16 protein-coding genes and 3 pseudogenes are annotated in these 24,446 nt (G+C 56.6%); 10 read left to right on the forward strand and 9 right to left on the reverse strand.

The genetic code is table 11. The features are described from left to right. Window positions 1–110: 110 nt before the first annotated feature. A complete protein-coding gene (locus HMH01_RS17215; RefSeq protein WP_171327041.1) occupies window positions 111–380 on the reverse strand; it encodes a Txe/YoeB family addiction module toxin in 270 nt (89 codons plus the stop codon). Further along, entirely contained in the window at window positions 377–628 is a 252-nt protein-coding gene (locus HMH01_RS17220; protein ID WP_171327042.1) for a type II toxin-antitoxin system Phd/YefM family antitoxin, read from the reverse strand. The genes HMH01_RS17215 and HMH01_RS17220 overlap by 4 nt, the downstream gene beginning before the upstream one ends. 914 nt (window positions 629–1,542) lie before the next feature. Between HMH01_RS17220 and HMH01_RS17225 the strand changes: the two genes are divergently transcribed. From HMH01_RS17225 to istB, 7 genes and pseudogenes are all read left to right on the forward strand, one after another. After that, window positions 1,543–4,056, forward strand: coding sequence for a DEAD/DEAH box helicase family protein (locus HMH01_RS17225; RefSeq protein ID WP_171327043.1), 2,514 nt, complete (start codon window positions 1,543–1,545; stop codon window positions 4,054–4,056). A gap of 523 nt (window positions 4,057–4,579) precedes the next feature. Next, window positions 4,580–5,320 carry an ABC transporter ATP-binding protein gene (locus HMH01_RS17230; RefSeq protein WP_171327044.1) on the forward strand — a complete coding sequence of 247 codons (741 nt, stop codon included), beginning with the start codon at window positions 4,580–4,582 and terminating at the stop codon, window positions 5,318–5,320. 39 nt (window positions 5,321–5,359) lie between these two features. Then, window positions 5,360–6,958, forward strand: coding sequence for a hypothetical protein (locus HMH01_RS17235; RefSeq protein ID WP_171327045.1), 1,599 nt, complete (start codon window positions 5,360–5,362; stop codon window positions 6,956–6,958). Window positions 6,959–7,117: 159 nt separating this feature from the next. Next, a pseudogene (locus HMH01_RS18055) lies at window positions 7,118–7,186 on the forward strand (SEC-C metal-binding domain-containing protein); the annotation flags it as partial. A 210-nt stretch (window positions 7,187–7,396) separates the two neighbouring features. Then, window positions 7,397–8,248 carry a hypothetical protein gene (locus HMH01_RS17240; RefSeq protein WP_246237471.1) on the forward strand — a complete coding sequence of 284 codons (852 nt, stop codon included), beginning with the start codon at window positions 7,397–7,399 and terminating at the stop codon, window positions 8,246–8,248. A gap of 151 nt (window positions 8,249–8,399) precedes the next feature. Beyond that, window positions 8,400–9,968 (forward strand): IS21 family transposase, encoded by a 1,569-nt coding sequence (gene istA, locus HMH01_RS17245; RefSeq protein WP_171327047.1) that lies wholly within the window; start codon window positions 8,400–8,402, stop codon window positions 9,966–9,968. Continuing rightward, window positions 9,898–10,626: an IS21-like element ISPkr1 family helper ATPase IstB gene (istB, locus tag HMH01_RS17250; RefSeq protein ID WP_171327048.1), complete on the forward strand. Its 729-nt coding sequence runs from the start codon at window positions 9,898–9,900 to the stop codon at window positions 10,624–10,626. The genes istA and istB overlap by 71 nt, the downstream gene beginning before the upstream one ends. Window positions 10,627–10,755: 129 nt before the next feature. Here the strand turns inward: istB and HMH01_RS17260 are convergent. Together HMH01_RS17260 and HMH01_RS17265 are read right to left on the reverse strand one after the other, a co-directional pair. After that, window positions 10,756–11,287 (reverse strand): annotated as a pseudogene (locus tag HMH01_RS17260) (transposase); the annotation flags it as partial. 460 nt (window positions 11,288–11,747) lie between these two features. Further along, window positions 11,748–12,185 carry a hypothetical protein gene (locus HMH01_RS17265; RefSeq protein ID WP_171327051.1) on the reverse strand — a complete coding sequence of 146 codons (438 nt, stop codon included), beginning with the start codon at window positions 12,183–12,185 and terminating at the stop codon, window positions 11,748–11,750. Window positions 12,186–12,609: 424 nt separating this feature from the next. On the opposite strand from HMH01_RS17265, the gene HMH01_RS18060 reads away from it, so the two are divergent. Both HMH01_RS18060 and HMH01_RS17275 read left to right on the forward strand, forming a co-directional pair. Further along, window positions 12,610–12,852 (forward strand): helix-turn-helix domain-containing protein, encoded by a 243-nt coding sequence (locus HMH01_RS18060; RefSeq protein ID WP_171327052.1) that lies wholly within the window; start codon window positions 12,610–12,612, stop codon window positions 12,850–12,852. A gap of 1 nt (window position 12,853) precedes the next feature. Continuing rightward, entirely contained in the window at window positions 12,854–14,320 is a 1,467-nt protein-coding gene (locus tag HMH01_RS17275) for a tyrosine-type recombinase/integrase (protein ID WP_171327053.1), read from the forward strand. Between the two features lie 76 nt (window positions 14,321–14,396). Here the strand turns inward: HMH01_RS17275 and HMH01_RS17280 are convergent, their stop codons facing one another. The 3 genes and pseudogenes from HMH01_RS17280 to HMH01_RS18065 all read right to left on the reverse strand — a co-directional run. Further along, the gene (locus HMH01_RS17280; protein WP_343035394.1) at window positions 14,397–15,281 is read right to left on the reverse strand and encodes a DUF6473 family protein; all 885 of its coding nucleotides are present in this window, start codon (window positions 15,279–15,281) and stop codon (window positions 14,397–14,399) included. Window positions 15,282–15,359: 78 nt separating this feature from the next. Beyond that, on the reverse strand, window positions 15,360–16,208 hold the full coding sequence (locus HMH01_RS17285; protein ID WP_171327055.1) for a sulfotransferase: 849 nt from the start codon (window positions 16,206–16,208) through the stop codon (window positions 15,360–15,362). 183 nt (window positions 16,209–16,391) lie between these two features. Next, window positions 16,392–16,995: pseudogene (locus HMH01_RS18065) on the reverse strand (integrase core domain-containing protein); the annotation flags it as partial. 378 nt (window positions 16,996–17,373) lie between these two features. Between HMH01_RS18065 and HMH01_RS17295 the strand changes: the two are divergent. Beyond that, window positions 17,374–21,336, forward strand: coding sequence for a PAS domain S-box protein (locus tag HMH01_RS17295; protein WP_171327057.1), 3,963 nt, complete (start codon window positions 17,374–17,376; stop codon window positions 21,334–21,336). Window positions 21,337–21,624: 288 nt separating this feature from the next. On the opposite strand, the gene HMH01_RS17300 is transcribed toward HMH01_RS17295, so the two are convergent. Continuing rightward, window positions 21,625–22,362, reverse strand: a complete 738-nt coding sequence (locus HMH01_RS17300; RefSeq protein ID WP_171327058.1) for a winged helix-turn-helix domain-containing protein — start codon at window positions 22,360–22,362, stop codon at window positions 21,625–21,627. 1,648 nt (window positions 22,363–24,010) lie between these two features. Then, window positions 24,011–24,446: winged helix-turn-helix domain-containing protein (locus HMH01_RS17305; RefSeq protein WP_216366914.1), on the reverse strand; the 436-nt coding region annotated here is incomplete at its 5' end.

Raw genomic sequence — 24,446 nt, forward strand, 5'->3', positions numbered from 1 at the left:
TCCTTCGGGGGCCCTTTTCTTATACTTGGCGCTCTCATGCAGAGAATTAGCCGGGCGACCATCCGACCGGCACCTTGCACGCCCTGCGGGCCAAGCACCCAGCTGGGGCGTCAATAGTGATAGCGCAGCTGGGCGATCTCGAGGCTCTGCGCGGCGCCCTTGCCGCTGACGCGATAGACAAAACGGTGTTCACCGGTAATCCGGCGCGACCACCACCCGGTGAGGTCGCCTTTCAGCGGTTCTGGCTTTCCGGTGCCCTTGAAGGGGGTGCGCTTCGTTCCCTTGATGAGCTCGTTGACCCGATCGAGGCCCTTCTCGTTGCCCGGAGACTGCCACCAGAGATAGTCGTCCCAAGCCTGGTCGGAGAAGACCAGCTTCAAAGGTCGACTTCGCGCTCGCTGCCCCCGCCCGCGTTCAGCTGCGCAATGGATGCATGCAAGCGCCGCACGTTCTCGGGGCTCTTCTGAAGATGTAGGGTCTCCTGGATGGAATTGTATTCATCGAGCGAGATCACGACGACCGCCTCACGCTTCTTGCGGGTCACGACGACCTCGACGTGATCGTTGATCACGCGATCCATCACATCCTTCAGGGATGCGCGCGCATCGGTATAGGTCATCACATCCATGGAAGCCTCCTTGCCTCACCGGCAGATGTGCGCAGAATCCTGTACAAGTCAAGGCCGAGCTTGGGGCCGGCACGGTGCAGGCGGCAATGCCGCGCAGGATCGACGGTCGAGATCGCGGATACGCTGACAGCTTAACGGCGGGCAGTAGAATGGCGCATCGTCCCGGCAGTGCGTCAGTCCAAGATCTGCTGGGTATGCAAAATTCAGGCCGCCCTTTGAAATTCACTCGGCGTGCAGCAGTACCCACGCATCAATCGAGATCTCGTTTCTTATACTTGGCTGGCATATGATGGGATTTTTGTTCGGCCTTGGTGGATTATGATTCCGCTGCTCTAACCAACTGAGCTACTCCGCCGAAGCCGAGGCGGTGTTTAGGCATTTGGGATGGGGGCGTCAAGCGGGAAGGTGCGGCGAATGCGGGGGCGGTGAGGGAGCGTGATCTTGGCGGCCCAGTGCGGTCACTCGCAGGTCGCATCCTGCCGAGGCGCTGCCTTGGCAAAGCGGACGTTCAGAAATCCTTCATAGTCTCTTGAAGTCTTAAGCGCAGGTTGTACACGATAGTCGACTGAACTTTCGTAGCTCAGCTGGATAGAGCGCCGGTGTAAGCAACTGGAGGTCGCGGGTTCGAGCCCCGCCGGGAGACAGGAGGGGCACTCTAGGGTGCCTCTCGCCATTTCGGCCCATACCTGCCTACAATTTCTCGACCTGCCGCCTCGCAGCATAGCCCCAAAGCTACCAATCACGGAGCGCTGCAGAAAAGTCGCCATGCACTCAGTCAAGGCTAAGCTGGGTTGGCGCAGTTGTACGCCTAGGCATCTGCATGATTCCCACGTTTTTCGAGGCGACGGACAATAAATTTATTGGCCATAGGCCGATTGCGCTTCATCTTTGCAACTCACAGAAGAGGTTTTCTGATGGACTTTTCTAAGCTTGGTAGCGCAAAGAAATCACAGGCACCAATTGATCCGATCCGGATCTTCGAGACACTGCCGAGCTTGTCCGGGACGTTTAACGATCTGTGGCGCGGCCAAGACAAGGCGCTCACCGAGTGGCATACCGCCCGCGCTAGGCAAGATGTTCTGGTCTCGCTCAACACCGGCGCGGGCAAAACGATCGTCGGGCTTTTGATTGCGCAAAGCCTCATTAATGAGGGTTTGCAGAACGTTCTCTATGTCTGTTCGACGATTGATCTAGTGCGGCAGACGTCGGAGGAAGCTGATCGCATCGGCATCGACCATTCGGTTCGCGTACGCCGCGAATTCTCGAACGACCTGTTTGAGACCGGCAAGGCGTTCTGCATCACGACCTATGCGGCGCTGTTCAACGGGCACAGCGCACTGCGCAACCGATTCTTCCCGAAGGCGATCATCTTGGACGACGCGCATGTCGCCGAGAGCCTGCTGCGCGACGCGTTCACGCTGCGCGTTGACCTCTATGACCATGAGGAACTGTTCAAGGAGATCGCGGCACTGTTCAAGCCGCATTTTCAGGAGCTCCGCATCGCAGGGCGATTCCGCGACGCGCTTGATTTGTCCAGGCATTCGACCGCGTTCGTCGCGCCGCATGGCCTTTACGAGCGGAGCGAGCGCCTGCTCGAGATCCTGCTGAGGCACGGTATCAAGGATCATAACGATCTGACCTATCCGTTCGCCTGGCTCGAGGACAGGATTAATGCCTGTGCCGCGGTGTTCACCCGCGGAGCGTTCGAGCTGACGCCGCCTTTCCTGCCATCGTTGGCACTCGACATCTTCCAGCAGAAAGTCCGGCGCGTTTACCTCTCTGCGACGCTGCAGAGCCAGACAGATTTCATCCGCGCGTTCGGCCGCAAACCGGATGTCACGATCACGCCGTCGAACGACGCCGGCAACGGCGAGCGGCTGATCGTCTGCGGGCGCAAGGTGAAAGGCGGCTTCGGCCCGGATTTCGCGGAAAAGCTGGTCGAGTCTCAGAAGGTGGTGATCGCGGTCCCGGACTATGAGCGCGCCAAATCCTGGGCGAAGGTGGCGGAGCCGCCTGGGCGAGAGAATTTTTCGGAGCAGCTCGCTGCATTCCGCAAGGCCGATGATGGCGCCTTCACGCTGGTGTCGCGTGTCGACGGCATAGATCTGCCGCACGACACCTGCCGAGTCATGATCATGGAAGGCCTACCTTCGGGAACCTCGCTGCTAGAACGATACCAGTGGGAGTTTCTGCGAATGAACAACGTCCATGCCGTGCGCGTCGCCAACCGGCTCGCGCAGCTTTTCGGGCGTATAAATCGTGGTCGCAACGACTATGGCGCGTTTCTCGTCCAAGGTGACGATCTCGACAAATGGCTCGGCAACGACCGCAATCTCGCGCTGCTGCCGCCGCTCCTGCAGAAGCAGGTTCTGATCGGGCGCGAGGTGCAGGAAGCGTTCGGCATCGATAGCGACAAGCAGGCAATCGCACTGATCGAGCTGGTGCTAGGGCGAGACATCGGCTGGCTGGATTATTACCAGCGCGAGGTAAAGCTCGCTGAACTCGACGAAGACCAACTCGCCAGGCACAATGCGGCCGAGCCCTATATGGTTGCTGCGGCGCTAAGCGAAGCCAAATACGCTGCGGCGATGTGGCACGATGATCCGACGAACGCTCGGCGCGAGTTGGAGAAGACCGTTGACACAACAGCGCAGCACGATACGCCGCTCGGAGGATGGCATGCATTGTGGCTCGGCGCCGCCTTCGAACGCGAAGGCGACAAGGATGCCGCGCGTGGAGCCTATGGACTCGCCATGCGTCGTCTAGGCAATCACATGACCTTGCCGCGCCCGACGCCCATGGCCGGCGACAAGACAATTCCCGAGATGAACGCCTTCGGTCGCTCGCTGCATGGCCTGCTGCGCTTTAGCCACGGAAACAAGTTCGAAGCCGAGGTAGAAAAACTTGCGTGTGCGCTCGCGCTCATCGACGACGGCGATCCCAGGCAGGCGGAAGCCGGTGTCCGTGTGCTTGGCGAGCTACTCGGCTTTACCGCGACAAGACCCGACAATGACGGACACACCGGACCCGACGTACTGTGGTGCGATGACGCGAAGCAGCGCCAGCTCGGGTTCGAACTGAAGACCGACAAGAATGATCCGGCAACCTACTTCAAGAAAGACGTTTCGCAGGGACATGACCATCTCGAATGGATGGCGCAGACCTATCCCGACCACACCATTCTCGGCCTCGTCTTTGTCGGTCCGGCGGGGAAGGCACATGCCCAGGCCAACCCCTCAGCCAACATGAGCTTGTGCGCACCATCGACCTTGGCGGCGCTGCGCGACGAACTGCTGGCGCTGATCGAGGATCTCCGCAAGCGCGCGCCAATGGAGCGCCAAATCGCGATCACGCAGGAGACAGAAAAGGATCGTTGGGACATCGAAGTTCTGCTGGCGCGTCTCGACCCAAAGCCCATGAGCAAGTGAAACCAAGCTGTCCGCCCGCACCGCTCTGCGAAAGAATCTGAGCGGGGAGACGATCAGCTCAGCCTTCATCAGAGTCTGGCCAGTTTCCACTGATGCGAAGGTCATCGACGCTCATGTTCAGACATCTCGCTGAGACCCGTGCGAACGACCGCTATTCCAAGATTGCTGCAGCTGCTGCGCCGCACCGCCATCAGGCGGCTTTCCGCCCTTAGTGACTGGCTCCAACTCCCTGCAAGACTTCCCACAGGCGTCCCGGCCCGAGCAGGATCTCCTTCAGACCCTCGCGCACCTTCTCGCTGTCCAGTAGCAGATAGCGCGAAACTGACATCTGCCCGACAACTCCGTCAGTCCTTTCATCCCTCGGCCCCCTTCCAAGCAGGACGCAGGTGCAGGCCGAGCAATTTGTCAGAGTGGGTCGTCTGCCGATATGCGGTGGTACGGCAACTCGATCCCCACATTAGCAGTGTTGGAAACCACACCAGGCGGTTAATGTTGCGGTGCACCGCCTATCGAGCAAACAGCGATGATCACAGTCACGAACTTCAGCAAGCACTACAACGGTTTCGCGGCCGTCAAGGATTTAAGCTTCACGGTAGCGCCCGGCCAAATCCTTGGACTGGTTGGGCCGAATGGGGCGGGTAAGACGACGACCTTGCGTGCCCTATGCGGTATTGTTCCACCCACATCCGGGCACCTCTCGATCGCGAACCATGACATCGTCAAAGCCCCCATCGCAGCCAAACGAAACCTTGGTTATATTCCTGACGATCCACGGCTGTTCGACACTTTGACGGTTTGGGAGCACCTGGCCTTCACAGCCGCCGCTTACAAGGTCGCAGACTTTGAGAAACGTGCCGAAGCGCTTCTTGAGTCATTCGAGCTTTCGCAAAAGCGCGACACGCTCGTTCATAACTTGTCACGCGGCATGCGTCAGAAAGTGGCCATCGCTTGTGCCTTCTTGCACAACCCGAAAGCGATCCTTTTCGATGAACCCCTGACCGGGCTCGATCCCCAGGGTATCCGCGGCATTCAGCAGGCGATACGTGAACGCGCGCGCGACGGCGCAGCCATCATCATAAGCTCTCATCTCCTGAGCCTGTTCGAGACCTTGTGCACGCATGTCATGGTGCTGAACTTGGGCGAATGCCGCCGGTTTGGCACAATGAGCGATGTCCTTGCGGAATTCGGTCAATCCGACAGCAACTCGGCCCTTGAAGCGGCCTATTTCACGATCACGCAAGGCAAAGCGATGGGTAACGTCTGAGGTATGGACGCAGCGCTTCTTCGCCTTCTCGCAATGCGCATGCGCGGCGGGCTTCGCCTGCGCCTGATGCAGGTAATAAGCCTGCGCGGCGCGCTGTTCTTCCTTGTGCTCGGTGGGATCATCTGGCTGCTAATGGCAGCAGAGGGGCCGGCACCGAACGCGCAGTTGTTCGGTGTCGCAAAGCTCGATCCAAAGGCCATGCGCGCTCAAATAGACACATTCATGCCGCTCAGCCTGCTCGGGATGACGCTGCTGACGGTGCTGCTGACGACGGGGCCTTCGTTTCATTTTTCGCCGACCGAGATCAATTTTCTCTTTGTCGGACCGTTCAGCCGGCGCGACCTGATCATATACAAGTTCATCGCCTATGCGGCCGGCGCCGCCCTGAGCGCTGCACTCGTCGCACCCTTCGCGCAAGCGCAAACGGGGTCAGGCCTTTCTGCCTTTACCGCCACGCTTCTGACGCTCTTGTTTGTTCAGTTGAACAGCGCGGCGGCTGGCATGGCTTGGCAGGCGTTCGAAGGCAATCGGCTTGCGCGGATAAAGTGGCCCGCAACTGCGATGGTCGTCGTAATTGCGGTCGTTGCCTTGATCCACGCCTGGACCGTCCCCGACCGCACCGTCTTCGACCTTCTGTCGGACGCGCGCCACTCGCTGATCGGTACCATCATCCTGATGCCCTACATCGTTTTCACCGAACTCTTTCTGGCGAAAAATCTTTTTCCGCATCTGGCCTTTTGGGCGACTATCGCGGTCCTCGTCAACGCCGCGCTGCTGTGGGCGGTGATCCTGCTAGACGGTCGCACGTCCGAGCGCTCGCTGAGCGAAAGCACCCGACTGAGCGACCGCTGGGAGCGTATGAAGCAGGGGGGGTCGTTCTGGGCCACCGAGCGCGTCGAGGTTCGCTCGATCCGAACGGCCCCCACGCTGGGAGGCATGGGGCCGATCGCCTGGCGCCAAGCCATCAAGGCGGTCCGCAACTCGTCGAAGGTCATCGCCGTATTCATGGTCATCGCCGCCTGCGCGGCACCTCTTGCTTCAGTGGTCGGCATACCGCTCACGGATGACCGAGCCTTGGCGATTATCCTCTTCTTCTTCTTATTCATCCTTCCGCGCACGTTGATATGCGACTTTCGCGGCGACCTCGGCCGGATGGAAACATACAAGATGCTGCCGATCGCACCGTGGCGCATCTGCGCCGGTCAACTCGTGGTTCAGGTGCTCCTGGCCTATGTCGTAGCGCTCATGATGATCGTCAGCGCGCTGACCTTCGAAGACAGTGTCACCGCCCCCATTGCCGTGGCGCTGGGAATGCTCGCGCTCCCGGTGACCCTCCTCATTTACGCGGTCGAGAACACGATTTTCTTGCTGTTCCCGGCAAAGCTCGTACCGATGGGGCGGGCGGACTTCGAATTCCTCGGTCGTGCTTTGATCGAATTCATAGTTAAGACGGTCATCATCCTCTTCGGCGTGTCGATGGCGCTTGGCGTTGGAGCCTTTGCGTTCATGACGCTAGGAACGACGTTGATCCTGGCGGGTGTGGCCAGTTGGTTAACACTGATGTCAATTGGGTTACTGGCAACGATCGTGATGCGATATGCGTTCAGACGGTTCGTGGTCGCAGAGGCTTTCGACTAGGCCATCCGAAAGAAGCGCATCGAAAAGTAGCATCATGTCAAAATTGGCCAATGCCAAGTATTTCATGAGCGGGTGTAACCTGAACGAGATGAGCTCGCGAGATCCGAGAAATTTCCATCACTGACTACTAAGGCCCTGTGTTGAGATGAGAAGTGTATTATGAAAGGACGAGACCGAAATGCCCCGTGCTGGTGCGGGTCTGGCAAGAAGTATAAGAAATGCCATCTTGGTCGGGTTGCGCAAGCGAAGGAAAATCCTTGGGCAGCTGTTGATGTAATCCGAAAGGCTTTTTCTCAGAAGAAGTGTTGCGCGCGAGGCGTAGGCTTGGGTGATTGCGAGGGAAGTGTGATAAGAGCCCACACCGTCTCACGCGGTTCTAACCTCTCAAAAATAGCCAAACATGGACATGTCCTACAATATGCTGCGAACATTCCGGACATGAAAAAGAACGGCGGTAAGTTATCTTTGAAGAAGATCGGGATCAGGGATGCATCGGTCTTCCAAGGTTTTTGCAACAAGCATGACCGAGAGCTCTTCTCGTGCATCGAGAATGAAGCATTTGCCGGTCGTCCTGAACAATGCCTAACTGTAGCATACCGCACAATGAGCCGGGAACTCTATGGGAAGGATGCCGGAAGTCACCTGCGTGAAACCCTGCGCAGCGCCGATAAAGGCTTTGGAACTTTCGAGCAGGTCATGCTGCAAAGGATGCTTGATAAAATCGACGTAAGCAACGAGGCTGCACGACGCGAGCTAAAGGCGACATATGATGTGTTGACCAAAGCGGTGGTCGATTCACGGCCTGATGCACTCAGTTCCGTAGTCTTCGAATCTGCGGCGTCCCTGCCATTCATGTTTGCTGGAGCGTGGTCGCCTTTCACCGACCTCTATGGTGGGAAACTCCAAGATGGATACGTCGACGAGGTTCTGGACCAGGTATTTTTTTCCTCGTTCGCTGGCGAAGAAAGAGCGATGATCTGTGTCTCTTGGATTAGTCGCGACGGCGCTCCTGGGAAGGTTATTGCTGAGCAACTTTGGGCACTGGCGGAAGAGGAACGGGCATCAGCGTGCCTCCAGTTGGTGGTGAAGCATGTTGAGAACGTTTTTTTCAATCCGGACTGGTTTGAAGCTTTGGATGGAGAGCATACTGAACACCTAAACCGCCTTGCAGGCGACGGCCTTGATCAGATGGGTAGCGTTCCGAGAATGCCTATTCGCTTGGATTTGGACTTTCAGATGCCACTGTGTGAAAATTCGTTTCGCGTTGGACAACACAGCACCCCGCCATAGTGCCGATGATAGCTTTCACAAGAGAATTCAGCCCGAGGCTGTGAACAGGCGTGCAATTTTGACCCCGTAGCGGGGTGATCGGCGTCCAAAAATGCCCCCCTTACACTGATGTGGATGATGCCCCCGAGGTCATCGGGGAGCACAGTGTGGGATGTTGGTCGTGGAGACGATAGCGAAGATCCGGCGGGCGTATTTTCAGGACAAGAAGTCGATCAAGCAGATCTGCCGGGAGCTGCGGGTATCGCGGAACACGGTGCGCAAGGTGATCCGGTCCGGTGCGACGGAACTCACCTACGAGCGGACCATTCAGCCGTTGCCGAAGATCGGGCCCTGGAAAGACATGCTCGACGAGATGCTGGCGGTGAACGCGCGGAAGCCCAAGCGCGAGCGACTGACCCGCATCCGCATCTTCGAGGAACTCCGGGTTCGAGGATATGATGGTGGCTATGATGCGGTCCGGCGATACGCGGCGACGTGGTCCAAGGAGGAAGAGGAGGCGTCTGCCGCCGCCTATGTGCCGCTGAGCTTCGATCCGGGAGAGGCCTACCAGTTCGACTGGAGCCACGAGATCGTAGTGATCGACGGCGCGACGACCACGGTAAAGGTGGCGCACGTCCGCCTCTGCCACAGCCGGATGCTGTTCGTGCGGGCCTATCCGCGCGAGACGCAGGAGATGGTGTTTGATGCGCACGATAAGGCCTTCGCCTTCTTCGGTGGAGCCTGCGCGCGGGGCATCTACGACAACATGAAGACCGCAGTAGACACGATCTTCGTCGGCCGCGACCGCGCCTACAACCGCCGGTTCCAGCAGATGTGCGGGCATTACCTTGTCGATCCCGTCGCCTGCACCCCGGCATCCGGCTGGGAGAAGGGACAGGTCGAGAACCAGGTTGGCGTTGTCCGACGGCGGTTCTTCGTGCCCCGGCCGAAGTTCAAGAGCTACGCCGAGCTCAACGCCTGGCTCGAGGATCGCTGCGTTGCCTGGGCCAAGGCCAGTCCGCATCAGGAGCTTCGGGATCGAACGATCTGGGAGGTGTTCCAGGAAGAGCGCGCGAGTCTTGTGCCCTACGTCGGCCCGTTCGACGGCTTCCATGCCGTGCCGGCGTCGGTCTCGAAGACCTGTCTCGTCCGGTTCGACAAGAACCGCTACTCCGTGGATGGCCGCGCCGTTGGTCGACCTGTCGAGATCCGTGCCTATGCCGAGCGGGTCGAGTTCTGGCAGGACGGCAAGATCGTGGGGCAGCACGCCCGAGCCTTCGGGCGCGACAAGGCCATCTACGACCCGTTGCACTACATTCCGGTTCTGGCTCGCAAGCCCGGTGCCCTCCAGAATGGCGCGCCCTTCAAGGACTGGGACCTGCCGCCATCGATCAGGCGCGTGCAGCGCAAGCTTGGCAAGGTCCCGAACGGCGACCGACAGATGGTCCAGATCCTGAGCATGATCCCAATCGATGGACTGGATGCGGTGGACGCTGCCTGTGCCGAGGCCCTGAACGAAGGGGTTCCCGCGGCCTCGGTCGTCATCAACATCCTGGCCCGACATCGGGAGCCGACCCCGCCACTGACCATCGATACGCCGGCCGCATTGCGACTGACCTGCGAGCCCGTGGCCGATTGCAAACGCTACGACAGCCTCAGGAGACCCAACCATGGAAAGATCACAGGTGCTGGACGCGATGAGCCAGCTGAAGCTCTACGGCATGAAGGCCGCCTACGATGAGATCATCACCACGGCGGTAAAGCGTCAGCACGAACCGCAACAGATCGTCGGCGACCTGCTGAACGCCGAGATCAGCGAGAAGCAGGCGCGCTCGATCAAATACCAGATGACGATCGCAAAGCTGCCGCTGGCGAAAGAGATCGACGAGTTCAGCTTCGAGGAAACGCCGGTCAACGAGACGCTGGTGCGCGATCTGGCCGCCAGGGAGTTCCTTGGGCATCAGCGTAACGTCGTCCTCATCGGCGGCACTGGGACCGGCAAATCCCACCTTGCCGTCAGCATCGCCCGGGCCTGCATCCGGCGCGGCAAGCGAGGGCGCTTCTTCAACGTCGTGGACCTGGTGAACAAGCTCGATGCCGAAGCCCGTGCCGATCGACAGGGGCGCACCGCAGACCTGCTGTGCCGCCTCGACTTCCTGATCCTCGACGAACTCGGCTATCTCCCCTTCGCTCAGACCGGCGGCCAACTGCTGTTCCATCTCATCAGCCGACTCTATGAGCGCACCTCGATCATCGTGACGACCAATCTCGACTTCGGGGAATGGCCTTCGGTCTTCGGCGACGCGAAGATGACCACTGCGCTGCTCGACCGCCTGACCCATCACTGTGACATCGTCGAAACCGGCAACGAGAGCTGGCGCTTCAAGACCCGAGAATGACCGACACCCACGCTGGCCCGATACGGCTGCGCTGTATGGGGGCTACACCGCATCGGGCCAGCTACCGTGCGCCCCAAGGGGGTCATTTTTGGACGCCGATAGGGGGTCAAGATTGCGTGCCGATTGACACTTCTCCTCGCGGTAGAGCCGCCTGAGCTTCTTGAGGTTCATCACGATCCCCTGCCGCTCCAGCATGACGTGGATGCGCCTGTAGCCGAAACGGCGTCGCTCGGCCGCAACAGCCTTCATAGCCTTCCTTACCTCGGCATCGTCAGGGCGGACGCTGCGATAGCGCACGCTCGACCGATCCACAGCCAGGGCCTGGCACGCCCGGCGCTGGCTCACTCCGTGGACCGCCACGACATGCGCCACCGCCTCCCGCTTCACACCGGGCGCTACCATTCTTTGCCGCGACATCCTTCAGGATGGCGTTGTCGAGCATCGCCTCGGCCAAGAGCTTCTTGAGTTTGCCGTTCTCCTCCTCGAGCGTCCTCAGCCGCCGGGCATCCGAAACTTCGAGCCCGCCATACTTCGCCTTGTACTTGTACAAGGTCGCAGAACTCACACCGTGCTTGCGGCAGACATCAGCCGTGGGCATCCCGGCCTCCTGCTCCTTCAGCATCGCGATGATCTGCTCCTCGCTGAACATTGACCGCTTCATCGTCCGTCTCGTCGTTTGGAGCGGATCCTACCTCAAACTAGAAGAAGATGCGGGGCTCAGGTCAGTCGGCCCAAACAACCCGCCGACTTCCCGAGTAACAGGAAACAAGGTGAGGCTCAGGTCAGATGCCATGGGATTATAAGGCGGGATCGGCACCACTAGGCTTATAGCATGCGTTTTCTTGCCCCCGCCTCCCTTTTCGATTTGCTGACCGTCATGACCTACCCTACTCTGTCCGCAGATCTCCGAGATAGTGCAGGCCGCATGATTGGAACTAGAACACGAGTTCAGGGCAGGCGCCCGGGCAAGCTAGGGCGCCAACCCGCATGTTTCACCGCGGCAGCGGCACCCGCCACATGCAGATGTAAACTAGCAATGCCGCCAGGTGGTAAAGTGGAATAACGTGGAGCCGGAGAGAGAAGGCAGATGCTCTATCGGGAGACTTAAGTTTAGCTCAAGATTACAATTGCGAACTTAACCAGTTTTCGCACATATCATAGAAACAAATATCCTGACAGTACCAGCACCTTAGATTGTCAATTGCCTTCTCGGTAAGTTTTGGAGACTCGCTATATGAACCGACATGAGCGCGGACGGGATCTGTTTCAATCTCTATCCGGTTTTTCAGGTGATGAAGGCCAGCTTTGTCTAGAAATTGGTAAAAATCTTCTTCAAATTTCTCTTGTCTAATGATCCATACTGGTGGGCGCACTTGAAGAAAAGAGCCTCTGTTATAGAACCAATCCACTTGATTTTGGGCCGTATGGCGTATCGACTTGATCGCGGCTACTGCATCACGGCCCCGAGCGCTGCTTTCAAATAGAGCTTCAGCCAAGTCATTGGCCTCTGGAAATATTGTGAAGGCATATTTGTCATACTCTGACCATTTGCTTGTCAAGCGAGGCCTTCCCATTCTCTTTCGAGAATAGAATCCACTATAGAATCGATCTATAGGACTCCTTATACTAAAGAAATATCTTGCATTACTCGGTATATTTCTAAGAAATACATCATGCTAGTGTTTAACCATAAGCCTCTTGCCCTCAATTTGATTTATCTGCCTAGACAGTAGCGCTATCTGGGACCCGGCACATTTGCCTATGTGTAGAAAATGGATTGGGTCAGCCGAACGGCGGCGCTTGAAGATCTTCACACCAAACATTTTCTCCAGCATTTGATACTACCCACTCAAGCTCTGACTAAGATCTAAGGGTAAATTATACACTATGAATTTTGAAAGTATAAGGCGGGAATTACGCCCGTTAACCTTCTGTTAACCCATCGTCAAGCATGCTGTTTCGGGGTAACAGCGAGGTGCGTCCGTGCAAGTTTTTGGTAAGAGGCAAGAGTTCTTCCTTGACGACGCTTCGATCGGAAGAACGATCCGCCTGCACCGAAGGCGCAAAAACCTTTGCATCGATGAAGTAGCGAAAAAGGCAGAGATCCCTGCCCGATTGCTGGCCGCCTACGAACAGGGCTCCGCTAGGGTCCGTGTCGACAGGATCGACGCGATTGCGGATGCACTGGGAGTTACTCCGCGATCACTACTGATCCGAAGCGTCTGAAATGAAGACGCTCCGCATTTACGATCTTTCCACCGATGAAAAGCGCCGTAGCCATCCGCCCCGCGAAGCGCCGTATTGGCATCCTCTCAAGGTCAACCGCGGTATCGGCATGCGTCGTCCGGAGCTGGACAAGGCTTACTGGGTGGCGCGCTACCGCCTGCCGAACGGCGACTACAAGCGGTTCCCTCTGGGTCCGGTCGCAGGCTTCTCAAATGCCGGAACCGGTGGCCTGTGCTATGAGCAAGCTCTTGAAAAGGCGCTTGCGGCACTGAGTGACCCTGCGATCGTCTCGATAGCGGCAGAGGCCCGCGACCTCGAGAGACGCTTTGATCTCTTATACTGTCCGTGGGGTAACGTTTACACCGTAGGCCATGCGCTGGCCGATTATGCGGAATGGGTGAGGATCGCTTGCGCGTGGTCCCACTACCTCGGCGTTCGAACCCGCTGTAATTATTATCTCCTACCGCATCTGGGCCAGCTACCCGCAGCGGAAATGACGCGCGAACGGCTCAGGGAATTCATCGAGGCGTTCTTCGAGGTACCTGCAGCGAACGGCTCTGTCCCGCCGAAAACCCGGGTATCACTGGCGGACCTGGACGAAGTCACCCTGTCAAAACGCAAGCGTACCCTGAACATGTTGATCGGGCTCTTGCGAAGCGCTCTACGGATGGCTTGGGAGGACGGAAAGATCGACGATGAGCGGGCTTGGCGAGGTTTACGCTTCGTGCCCTATGTGAAGCGTCGCCGCTTGCTCTACCTGACCCGTCCCGAAGTCAGGGCCCTGATAGACGCCTGCGATCCGAGCCTCGCCAACCTGGTTCGTGGAGCGCTCTACACCGGCTGCAGAGCCTCCGAGCTCCTGAAGATACAGGTCAAGGATGTCGCGAAAGACGGCTTCGGGATCTACGTCTGCCCGGTGAAGACGTACAGGCCCCGCTTCGTTTTCCTGTCGGAAGACGGGATGGGTTTCTTCCTCGACCTGATCGAGGGAAAGCGGGAGGAGGAGTTCGTTTTCGACACCACCACCGGACGAAGCTACTCGGCTCAGTTCGCCGGACGCTTCAAGCGGGCGGTTGCGCGCGCAAATCTCGCGGATGACTTCACCTTTCATGGTCTGCGTCACACCTATGCCAGCCGCCTCGTCGAAGCTGGAGTTGCCATGGGTGTCGTAGCGGAGCAGCTCGGACACAACGGCCCGGAAACAGTGATGATGACATACAGCCACTTCGCGCCGCAGCTGCGGGAGAGTGCCGTGCGGTCTTATTTCGAGCCTATCGAGACCAGGGCCGCAGAGGGCAAGCAGAGTGCAGGCAGGTCAGTGGCTGCACGCTTTGCCGAACGGCATGGAAAGGAGCCGCGGGACTACGATCGGTTCTGGACGGATCCGAATGCGCGCCGCATCAATTTCATCAGAGGCGATGTCGAGGTGGCGCGATATTTCGCCAGAAAGCGTGGAAATATGGAGTGAAGGCGATCACCGCTGCTGCACTGCTGATGTCCCACGTCACCAAATTCTCGCACACGTCGCAGTCAGTCTATCAACATTAACCGTTGATAACCCGATGCAATTCCGACGCAACCTTTGCATGCAGAGAGGTTGATGGATAGTAACGATTTAAGCCCTCCCGGGCCCCCGGCGGCCAAGTGTCGGCTATTTTGATAGGCGCTATACGGACTGGTAGGCCTTCATCCCCGATGATTTTTATCGAATGATCTGCTTGCGCGTTGATCTTTTGCAGCATTCTTTCCGTCAGAAGCTCAGGAAACTTTCCAAGTTTCCTAGGGCGGCTCAATAGCTCCCCGGCTGGCAAGTTCCGCGCGGACAGTGTCAGGACAATCGTCCTCCCAGGCATCGCAGAAAGAAATTCGCGAACAAACTTCACGTAGTTCCTCCGGGTTTCCAGAAGCAATGACCCGAAACGCCAGCTTGACAGGTTCGCCCTTAAGATCGTGTAGGCGACCTCGGATCGAACGGGAATGTTCAGTGGCACTGGATCTCCGGGTTGGAGATCTTGCCCTGTCAGTTGGCTGAAGAGTATGGCGATGGATTCCTTCGGAATCCTCATGCCGCCCTTCGTGATTGCCATCATTATGCTGTCGCCGGAGAGATATGAGTTTGATACGCACCGGCCAGAGGGAAGTTGATATATGACGGTTTCAAATTTCGAAGCCGCCTCGATGATCTCTTCTCGCAAAAAGAAAGCCGGGCCTTTTCCTCCCATCCCGAAATTCACGGTGGGAAGATCATACTGTTCCGTCATTATGGATGTGTAAGGCGATGGGCTGAACCGGCCAAAAGTGTGGGCCGATCCTATCGCGATGATTTTTGCGGTCGAGCTGATGCCGAGTGGACCACGGTGCAAGTGCCCCAAGGACTCCGTGATCTTGTAGTCAAAAAATGCCCCATCATGTTTCTGATAATATTGCACTTTTACAACCGCACCATTTCAAGACTGACGGAGAGTTTTCTAGTCGATTATTTCACGCATTAATTATCTATCCGAAAATCAGATCCGGCTGCAGAAAACACGACCAAACCGCTTCTCTAGGAATTTTTCTTGCTCCTCGATGTGATTTTCAAGCCAATCCATGACAGTAAAATCCAGATTGAATTTTCCTGACCAACTATTGTATTTCTTATCTATCATTTTGTAATTTTTGTATTCTCCAACCCCAATGTGTTTCTCAACACTTCGCATCGTATCTTCGGGGCGCTTGGCGATGTCGCGGAAGGGAATGTACAGAACCTGATCCCCGAAAGTATCATCCCAGATCGGTATGTGCTTGAGATAATTCCCTCTCTCCAGAAACAGCGGCTTGCCGACCACGGCACTTTGCTGAATGTCAGGGTTCTTCCGAAGTGACATGTTGAGCGAGGAAATGATCCGGCTTCTCGGGTCCCTGACGAAGATGATAATGCAGCCGCTTCTGTTCATCTGCTTAAGATCGCGAACGCCTTCCGGACCGAGGCAAAAGTAGTCGGGTGTGAATTCGCCAGTCTTGAACTTCGGGGGGAATACCGAGAACACCTGTCGGTACCATTCCTCGGTTGGACGCTCGCAGCCATCGGCGATCGCTTGGTAGCGCTCAGCAAGTTTTTGCCTCCCTTGCTCTCTCAGCCGGGCCGCCCGCCTCGATGCCAAATCTGCATGCTTGCGCGCAAGCCCCGGATAATAGGTCTGAAGGTGCTTGTGCGAGAAGTATTGCACCTCCTTCACCAACGGAACCCGTATCTCAGGATGCTGCGCGCAGTTTTGAGAAAGCCAGGTCGTACCGCCTTTCTGGACCCCCACACATTGGAAATCGAACGGTGGGGTGCGGTGGGGCTTCCTCAATGTCCTGAAGCTGACTCTCATTACCTTGAATTTCTTGCGGTTCTGAAAACGACGAGGCGTATTATCCGAGCGAATGCAGCGCGATTGCAAGCGCTGGCAAGAGACCAATCCAACGTGCCGACCGAGTCCGGATCATGTAGTTCCATATAATCCCGATGCAGCCGCGCCGGTCGAGCGTTGACCTGCTCCCGTTGGAGTACGCGCTTATAGTTTAGCACCGTTCCGGTCTTGGTCCTGTTTAGACAGCTGATGATACTCCCACGGTGTCAGCATGTCGAAGTTCCTGTGGGGGCAGTGATGATTCTAGTCCTCGCGCCAAACGGCGATCATACGGCGGGCGCGGCGTAGGTTGGTGAACAGGTGCTCGTTAAGGCACTCGTCCCTTAAGCGGCAATTGAAGCTCTCGACGAAGCCGTGGTTCGTATCGGCTTTCCCTGCGCAATGTAGTGCCATTCTACCTAGCGCTCCTCCTGCCACTTCGGCATGGCGTTCGATGTCAGCTCGGTGCCTTTCACCATGCAGGGGCGCCCTCTGCACTCGACGGTCCGATTCACCTCCTGGGCGCCCCGGTGACCGGAGAGCAAGGTTTTCCCGACTCTTGCCAGGCATTCCCGGCTGAAGATGAGCCATTGGAGCGCCATCGGCCCAATCGACAATTGCGAAGGTTAACGCACAGGATCCGGAACCGGCGACCATCGCTCAGATAATCCGAGACAAAACCACGGCTCAGGCGCTGGTTCGGCCCTTGCGGGAACGCCATCGGCGCCCTGACCCCCAAACCGCCCACTGGACGGTTTTCTGGCCCCTCCAACTTCCGCCTGCGGCGGTTCTGGTGGGCGCGGACGATGGACCTGTCGATCCGGGGCAGCGAGCCAGGGGATTTCTCTGCAAGTGCCTCGAAGATGAGCAGGCAGGCGTCCGCTTTCGCCCATCTGTTGTAGCGGTTGTAGGCCGTCGTGCGCGGGCCTTCAGCATCGATCGAGATGTCGTTGATCGGCGGCGTTGTGCGAGCGGCGATCTCTAACGCCGGACCCATGGCTCCTCATGGCAGAACGCAAGCACAGCTGACATCGCTTGCTGTGTACATCCATTATTCGGCACGCTTTCGGTTGAAGCTACTTGCATGACTAGAATTCCGTCAATATCCGGAAAGAGTATGTATCGTCACTAGCCACGCGAGGATGTCATGACCAAATTTCCAGCACTGTCTCGCACGGCTATCGAAGCCTATGATCAGCTGTCGTTCCCGGTCTGGGTTTTCTCGACGGAGACGCTTCGCATTCTGAGCGCGAACGCGGCAGCGCAACATTGGGTCGGGTATGACGCGCTTACATTGCAGGAAATGACAATCGCCGAATTGCGCCCCGAAGGCGACCAAGCGAGGGTCGTCGAACAAATACGCCGCTTCGATGGAACCCAGGCCGATGCCGGAACCTGGACCATAATTTCTCGGTCCGGCGAACATCGCACCGCATCCTTCACCTGGAGCAAGGTGACTTTTGAAGGGGCTGAGGCTATCGTCGCGAGCATTCGCGACATTACGCAGATCATCAAAGTCGAAGTGCTGGCAGATAACCTGAACAAGGAGAACGAGAAACTGCGCCATAAGGCCAGCCTTTCAGCAGCGCATCTCTCCAGCCTGCTAGATGGGCTGCCAGGAAAGATGGTGGTCCTGTCGCCGGGTGAGTATCAGATCGTCGCGGTGACAGATGAATATGCAAAAGCAGTCATGGTGGATCGTAACACACTGCTGAAAGGACGCTTGTTGGACCTGTTTCCTGACAATCCGGCCGAGCCACAGGCTGACGGTGCGGGGAATCTTCGAGCCTCGCTTAGACGTGTTGAGGCATTGCGTGTGGCGGATGTAATGAACACACAGCGCTATCCGATTCGACAGGCTGACGGCACCTTCCAAGAGCGTTTTTGGCTCCCGCGGAACAAGCCCATCCTTGATGCCGATGGGAACGTTATTTACATCGTCCACCGGGTCGAGGACGTAACCGAGGTTTTAGCCAGCCAAAGCGTGGCGGCAAAGGATACTTTGGACGCGACAGAATCCCGGTCGTTGCAGTTGGCTGAGGCGCGCACCGCTCTCTTCGCCTTGAAGGAACGCGAGACGCGTCTGAAAACTGCAGAAATGCTGCTGGATCTAGGGTCGTGGGAATACGAGTTTGCGCGAGGTGCATTGACCTGGTCTGACCGCGTATTCGAAATCTACGGGGTCCCGCGTGACAGGGACGCACTCGACTTCGATGGCTACGTTGCGCTCGTTCACCCCGACGATCGTGAGGAAATGGTCTCCACTTACGCCCACTTCTTCGAGACCAACGCACCTGAAATCAAGTTCCAGCACCGGATCATCCGGGCCGATGGCACAATATCCTATATTCGTGGCGTCGGCGCGCGACATCAGGTGGACGGCCAGGAGATAGTAATTGGCTTCGTGCAGGACATAACGGCCGTCAAGCAGAACGAAGAAGCGTTGATGCGCCAAGCCCGGCGCCGAAGGCTTGCCGGTCACTTGGCCCGTCTGGGAAGTTGGAGCGTGGACTTACGAAGCTCCCACGTCTTTTGGTGCGAAGAAACAGCTATGATTCACGACGAGCCTGAAGGCTTCTCGCCGACTCTGGAGCAGGCAATCGCTTACTATATCCCCGAGCATCGCGAACGCATTCGCGCACAGTTCGAGGCGTGCGCAACAAAAGGTCGACCCTTCGACGACACCCTCGAAATCAAGACAGCACAGGCGCGGCGGGTGTGGGTGCGCGCGCTCGGCGAAGCTATCCGCAACGAAGATGGTGAGATTGTCGCCGTCGAAGGCGCATTTCAAGACCTCACCGATCTCATTGCGATACGGGACGAGGCAGCCCAGTTGTCCGAGCGCCTCCATGCTACGTTGGAAGGAATGCATGATGGCTTTTATCTGTTGGATAACGATTGGCGCTTCCAATATGTCAACACGAAAGCGGAGAGGCTTCTCCAACGTAGGCGGGACGAACTGCTCGGGCGCGTGGCTTGGGATGAATTTCCTGAAGCATCCAGAAATATTAAAAAACACTACGAACTCGCGCTTTACAAAAAACGATTGGTTCGTTTTGACGAATATTATCCACCATTAAATACCTGGTTCGAAATCAGCGCGGACCCCACTCCTGCAGGGCTTGCGGTCTACTTCCGGGACGTAACACGGCAACGCGCTCAGGAAGCCCATCTCAGGTTGCTTGAAACCGCGGTTTCGCACCAAAATGACATCCTGGTGATAACAGAGGCCGAACCTATCAGTAGCCCCGACGGCCCGAGGATCATTTATGTCAATGACGCCTTCGAGCGGCGCACAGGGTATTCACGCGAAGAGGTGCTGGGTCGGACCCCGCGTATCCTGCAGGGTCCCAAGACCCAGCGTGACGAGCTTGATCGGATTCGGCACGCGCTGGAAAATTGGCAACCGGTGCGTTCCGAGCTCATAAATTACACCAAGTCAGGCGAAGAGTTCTGGCTTGAATTGGACATCGTGCCGCTGGCTGACGAGAAGGGCTGGTTCACTCACTGGATTGCCGTAGAGCGCGACATCACCGCACGTAAGCAGGCCGATCTGGCGTTGCAAAACAACGAGGAGCGCTTTCGCCTCGTAGCCAAGGCGGCAGGCAGCGCGATTTGGGACTGGGACGCGACCGCAAACAAGCTGTCGTGGAGCGATGGACTAAAAGACATATTCGGGCACGAAGTGGATCCGTCTGGAGCAGTGCCAACCATCTGGCGCAGGTTTGTCCATCCCGATGACGTGGCGCGGGTTGATGCGGCGATCAGTAGCCTGAAGACAGGCAAAGATACTAGTCTGCGCCTGCAATACCGTTTTCAACGTGCCGATGGAAGCTGGGCGGTTGTCCAGGATAACGCCTTCGCCCTGCGCGATGAAGCGGGGAGGGTATACCGTGTTCTCGGCTCGATGACCGATATTTCGGAACAGAAACTGCTTGAAGAGCGATTGCGTCAAGCCCAGAAAATGGAAGCGGTCGGCCACCTGACCGGCGGTGTCGCACATGATTTCAACAACTTGCTGACGATAATTCTGGGTAATGCAGAAATCCTTGAAGGTGAGTTAAGCGATCTACCGCATCTGCAGAAACTGGCGAGGATGTCTCTGGACGCCGCCGACCGCGGTGCGGCTTTGACCAGCCGCTTGCTTGCCTTTTCGCGCAAGCAGCCTTTGGACCCCAAGGTCATCGACGTCGCGCACTTGATCCAGGGCATGGACGGACTGCTGCGTCGCACGCTCCCCGAGAACATCGATATAGAGATCGTCCGGTCAGGCGGCCTATGGAAGATTGAGGCCGACGCGTCGCAACTCGAAGCGGCGCTTCTCAACCTCGCCGTGAACGCCCGCGATGCCATGCCCGACGGAGGCAGTCTGACTATCGAGATGGCCAATGCCAAGCTTGATGACGATTACGTAGCAATGGAACCGGATGTCAGAGCCGGGCAGTATGTGGTGATTGTTGTGACTGACACTGGCACTGGAATGCCGCCCGACGTACTCGCCCGGGTGTTCGAACCCTTCTTCACAACCAAGGAGGTGGGCAAGGGATCCGGGCTGGGATTGAGCATGGTCTTCGGCTTCGTCAAGCAATCCGGAGGGCATATCCGAATTTACTCGGAGCTGAACGAAGGGACTGCGGCCAAGATGTATTTCCCGCGCAGCCAGACAGAGCGGAAAAGCGTTGCAGCAATCAGCCCCGGGCGAAGGATAGCTGGCGGAACCGAAACTATACTCTTGGTTGAGGATGACAACACTGTGCGCGAATTTGCGACCGCTCAGCTTCAAGGGTTGGGCTATCATGTACTTGAAGCTGCCACTGGCGCCGAGGCCTTGGAAGTCCTGAGCCAGACCAGTGAGATTGACCTCTTGTTCACCGACGTCGTTATGCCCGGTGGCATGGGCGGACGGCAACTCGCAGATAAAGCGTGCAAGCTTCAACCAGGCCTGAAGGTGCTGTTCACATCAGGCTACACCGAAAACTCGATCGTCCACCAAGGACGATTGGACCCGGGCGTCATGCTGCTGAGCAAGCCATATCGGCGCGGACAATTGGCCGCAAAGATCCGCGAGGTCTTGGGCGTGGCGGAAAAACAAGACCAAACGGAGGATTAAACAATTGTCGTATAGGTTTTGGCCTGTGTTCCGCTTTGGGCATTATCCGCTGCAGCAATGCGCCTCACATACCCCCACCACTGTGGCTAGAAATGCTGTTGGCGGCCAGATCAATAAAGGAGTGTTGCACCGAAAGAATCCGGCCTCCAGTCATCCAAGTTGGATGCCACGCAACCGAAAAAAGACTAAACTTCGGAACAAGGGAGAACTGTGAAGCAAGCCACTTCTGACTTCGAATACTTGGACGTTACAACCGAATATTGGAAGATTGCCGGGCCTTGCACTCTTTCATTCGTGAGAAAAGCAGTAACCCACGCCCCTAACTGTTTGGATGTAGTCGAAACTTTCATCTACTGAAATCAACTTTGCACGAAGCCTCGAGATAAATCCATCTATCAAGCGGTCATATGACGCCCAACTTTCGCCCCTAAGGGCATCCATGATTTGATTTCTTGTTACAACTCTGTTTCTATTTTTGACAAGATACACCAACACGTCGTATTCTGATGTCGTAAGTGCAACCGCCTTACCAGATTGATGTTTGACACGACGCGCCGCAATATTAATCGACCATGCTCCTATTTTGAGCACGTCATCAGTGGTCTGTACCGCATCACGCGCTATTGGGGCTGCGGCCCCTAGCGATAAGGCGCTTTCCTTCCGCCTTCGATGAACAGCCGCCACCCTTGCCCGCAATTCGCGAAGGCGAAAGGGCTTGGCTATGTAATCGTCGGCCCCAAGCTCGAGACCAAGCACCACATCCACTTCCGAGCTGTGCCCACTCAACATGATTATTCCGGCGTCCTCGAGCTCTCTAATCTCTTTGACCGCAACAAGTGCTTGAAATTCCGGAACAACAAGATCTAATAAATATATATCTATAGGCTCACTTAACCTGATTTTTTCAAACTCTCTCACTGTATTCGCGACAAAAACTTTCAACCCGTCAAGCTTCAAAGCGCTTTCTATAAGGGTGGTAATTTGCTCCTGATCATCCAGCGTAAGAACAGTTGGAGCGTTCGGCATTTCTGGCCACATATATTTTCATCCCAGGTGTAAAACGAACGGCCGCCCCCCCCCCGCGAACTGTGACGGTAGTTTTTACACCGCATAGATATATTTTTTACATTCGTCAACACTTATCCTCCCTATTTTTCGAAAACCATATGCAATTGAAAAGAAAAGAAAATCGGACTTGGAGATCAAATATCTTAAGTTTTAGTGCGATTATTTTTAATTCTAATAGGAATGCAAAATTATTTTTAATTTTTTATAAAAATAAATATAAATCTCACAGATTTTTTGAAATATAATGAAATACTTTATCATAAATTGCAGATTTTTTTAATAGATTTATATCGTAAAATACAATTATCATTATAAAATACACGATGATTATATTGTCGTAGACAGCGGTGACAAACTTTGTTTTGACGTTATTCATTTTCCAGGTCTCTTGGAGAGTGGCGCTGGTTGCCGATCTCCGCCCCCCGTCTTTCGATCATGCTAACAGGCTGTCCTTGCGCGTGATGGTCTGGGATCGAGGGGGCGCGGGCGGCTCGACGATGTCGGATTAGGGGTCAAAGAGGTCGTCGGTGAGGAAGCGTTCAAAAATCTCGTACCGGGCCTTGGCGTAGCGGATGGCCTCAGTTTGCCTAGACTTGCCGGAGATGCGCGGGAGGGTGTGCTGCCAGAGGATGAACAGCCCGGCAACGATGTGAGTCGATATGGCCTGCTACACGGCGGCACGCGCCTCAGTGCCTTCACCCCGCAGTTCGGCCTCGAGTTCTCAAAGATCAGGCATGCGCTCGACCGTGGCGGTGGCAACGTGGCTGTTAGCAGCCCCATAAAGCTCATAGACGCGTCTTCCGCAATAGGCCCAGCAATCGGCGAGGCCCAGGCCATAATTACCCGCGTACTTGCAAACAAGCTGATTGTTGGCGGCAGCCTTTCATCTGGGGAGTGCCGCTGAGTCCGCGAAGATGGCTGTAAACCCATTCATCGGATTGGCTGGTCGAGAGCCTATTTAAGCATCGACCGACTTGCATGCCGAACCAAAACGGCTTCCGCGGTAGAACGCGGCGCCAAAACGGGTGCGCGGCATCGTGAAGAAGCCGCGGCCTTGTTCGCAAAAAACGCAAGTCGATGAGCTTTGCCTTTATTGATGCTGAGAAGGCCAGCTTTCCGATCAGCCGCATGTGCCGGGTGCCGGATGTCAACCAGAGCGAGTTCGTCGCCTGGCGAGATCGTCCGGCCTGCCAGCGCCAGAGACAGGACCTCTCAATCCCCCCACATTCGCAATGTATTTGCCATGTCGAACCGCACCTATTGCAGCCCACGGATGCAATGAGAGCTGGTCGACGAATTCAATCAGATCGGCCGTCACAGCACCGCCCGGCTGACGCGCAAGAACGCGCTTATGGCAAGGAAGAAACGACGGCTTAAGCGGACCACGGACAGCGAACATGCTTGGCCTGTCGCGCCAAACCTGATCTCGTAGAACTTCCGGTCTGTGCAACCAGACCGGAAATGCAACGACGCTGACATCTCCTTCATCTGGACGGCGCAAGGCTGGGTCTACCTCGCGGTCGTCATAGAGCTCTTCTCCAGACGGGTCGTCGGCTGATCGACAAGTGACCGGCTAAAACAGGGGCAATGCAGTTGAGAGCTTTACCTATCGAAAGCCTTTCATGGTGAGGACGTACCCTGATCCACGGACACTTCTGATGGGGATCGGGGTCCCGTCGGGACGTACAAGCTTCCGCCTCAGACGTACGACCAACCCATCCACGATTCTCAGATCTGCAACGCTCCTGCCATCCCGGATAGCAGCTACGATCTCAGCGCGACTCACAACGCGACCAGCGTTGCGCAAAAAGTATTTTAACAGATCAAATTCTGATGGCGTCAGGTGAACGACGTTCTTGCCGGTGTCAAATACAACTCTCTCGTTAAGATCGATCGTCCAGTTCTCAAGATGCAGGGTCGGCCCTTCAATCGGCGAAGGAGAGACGGTAGCGGGCAAATCCGAATTTGCCACATGACGCCGTGTGTTCAGACGCCGGATAACGCTGGATACTCTCGCACGAAGTTCGCGCGTGCCGAATGGT

The sequence above is a fragment of the Halovulum dunhuangense genome (assembly GCF_013093415.1).
GTDB classification, from domain to species: domain Bacteria; phylum Pseudomonadota; class Alphaproteobacteria; order Rhodobacterales; family Rhodobacteraceae; genus Halovulum; species Halovulum dunhuangense.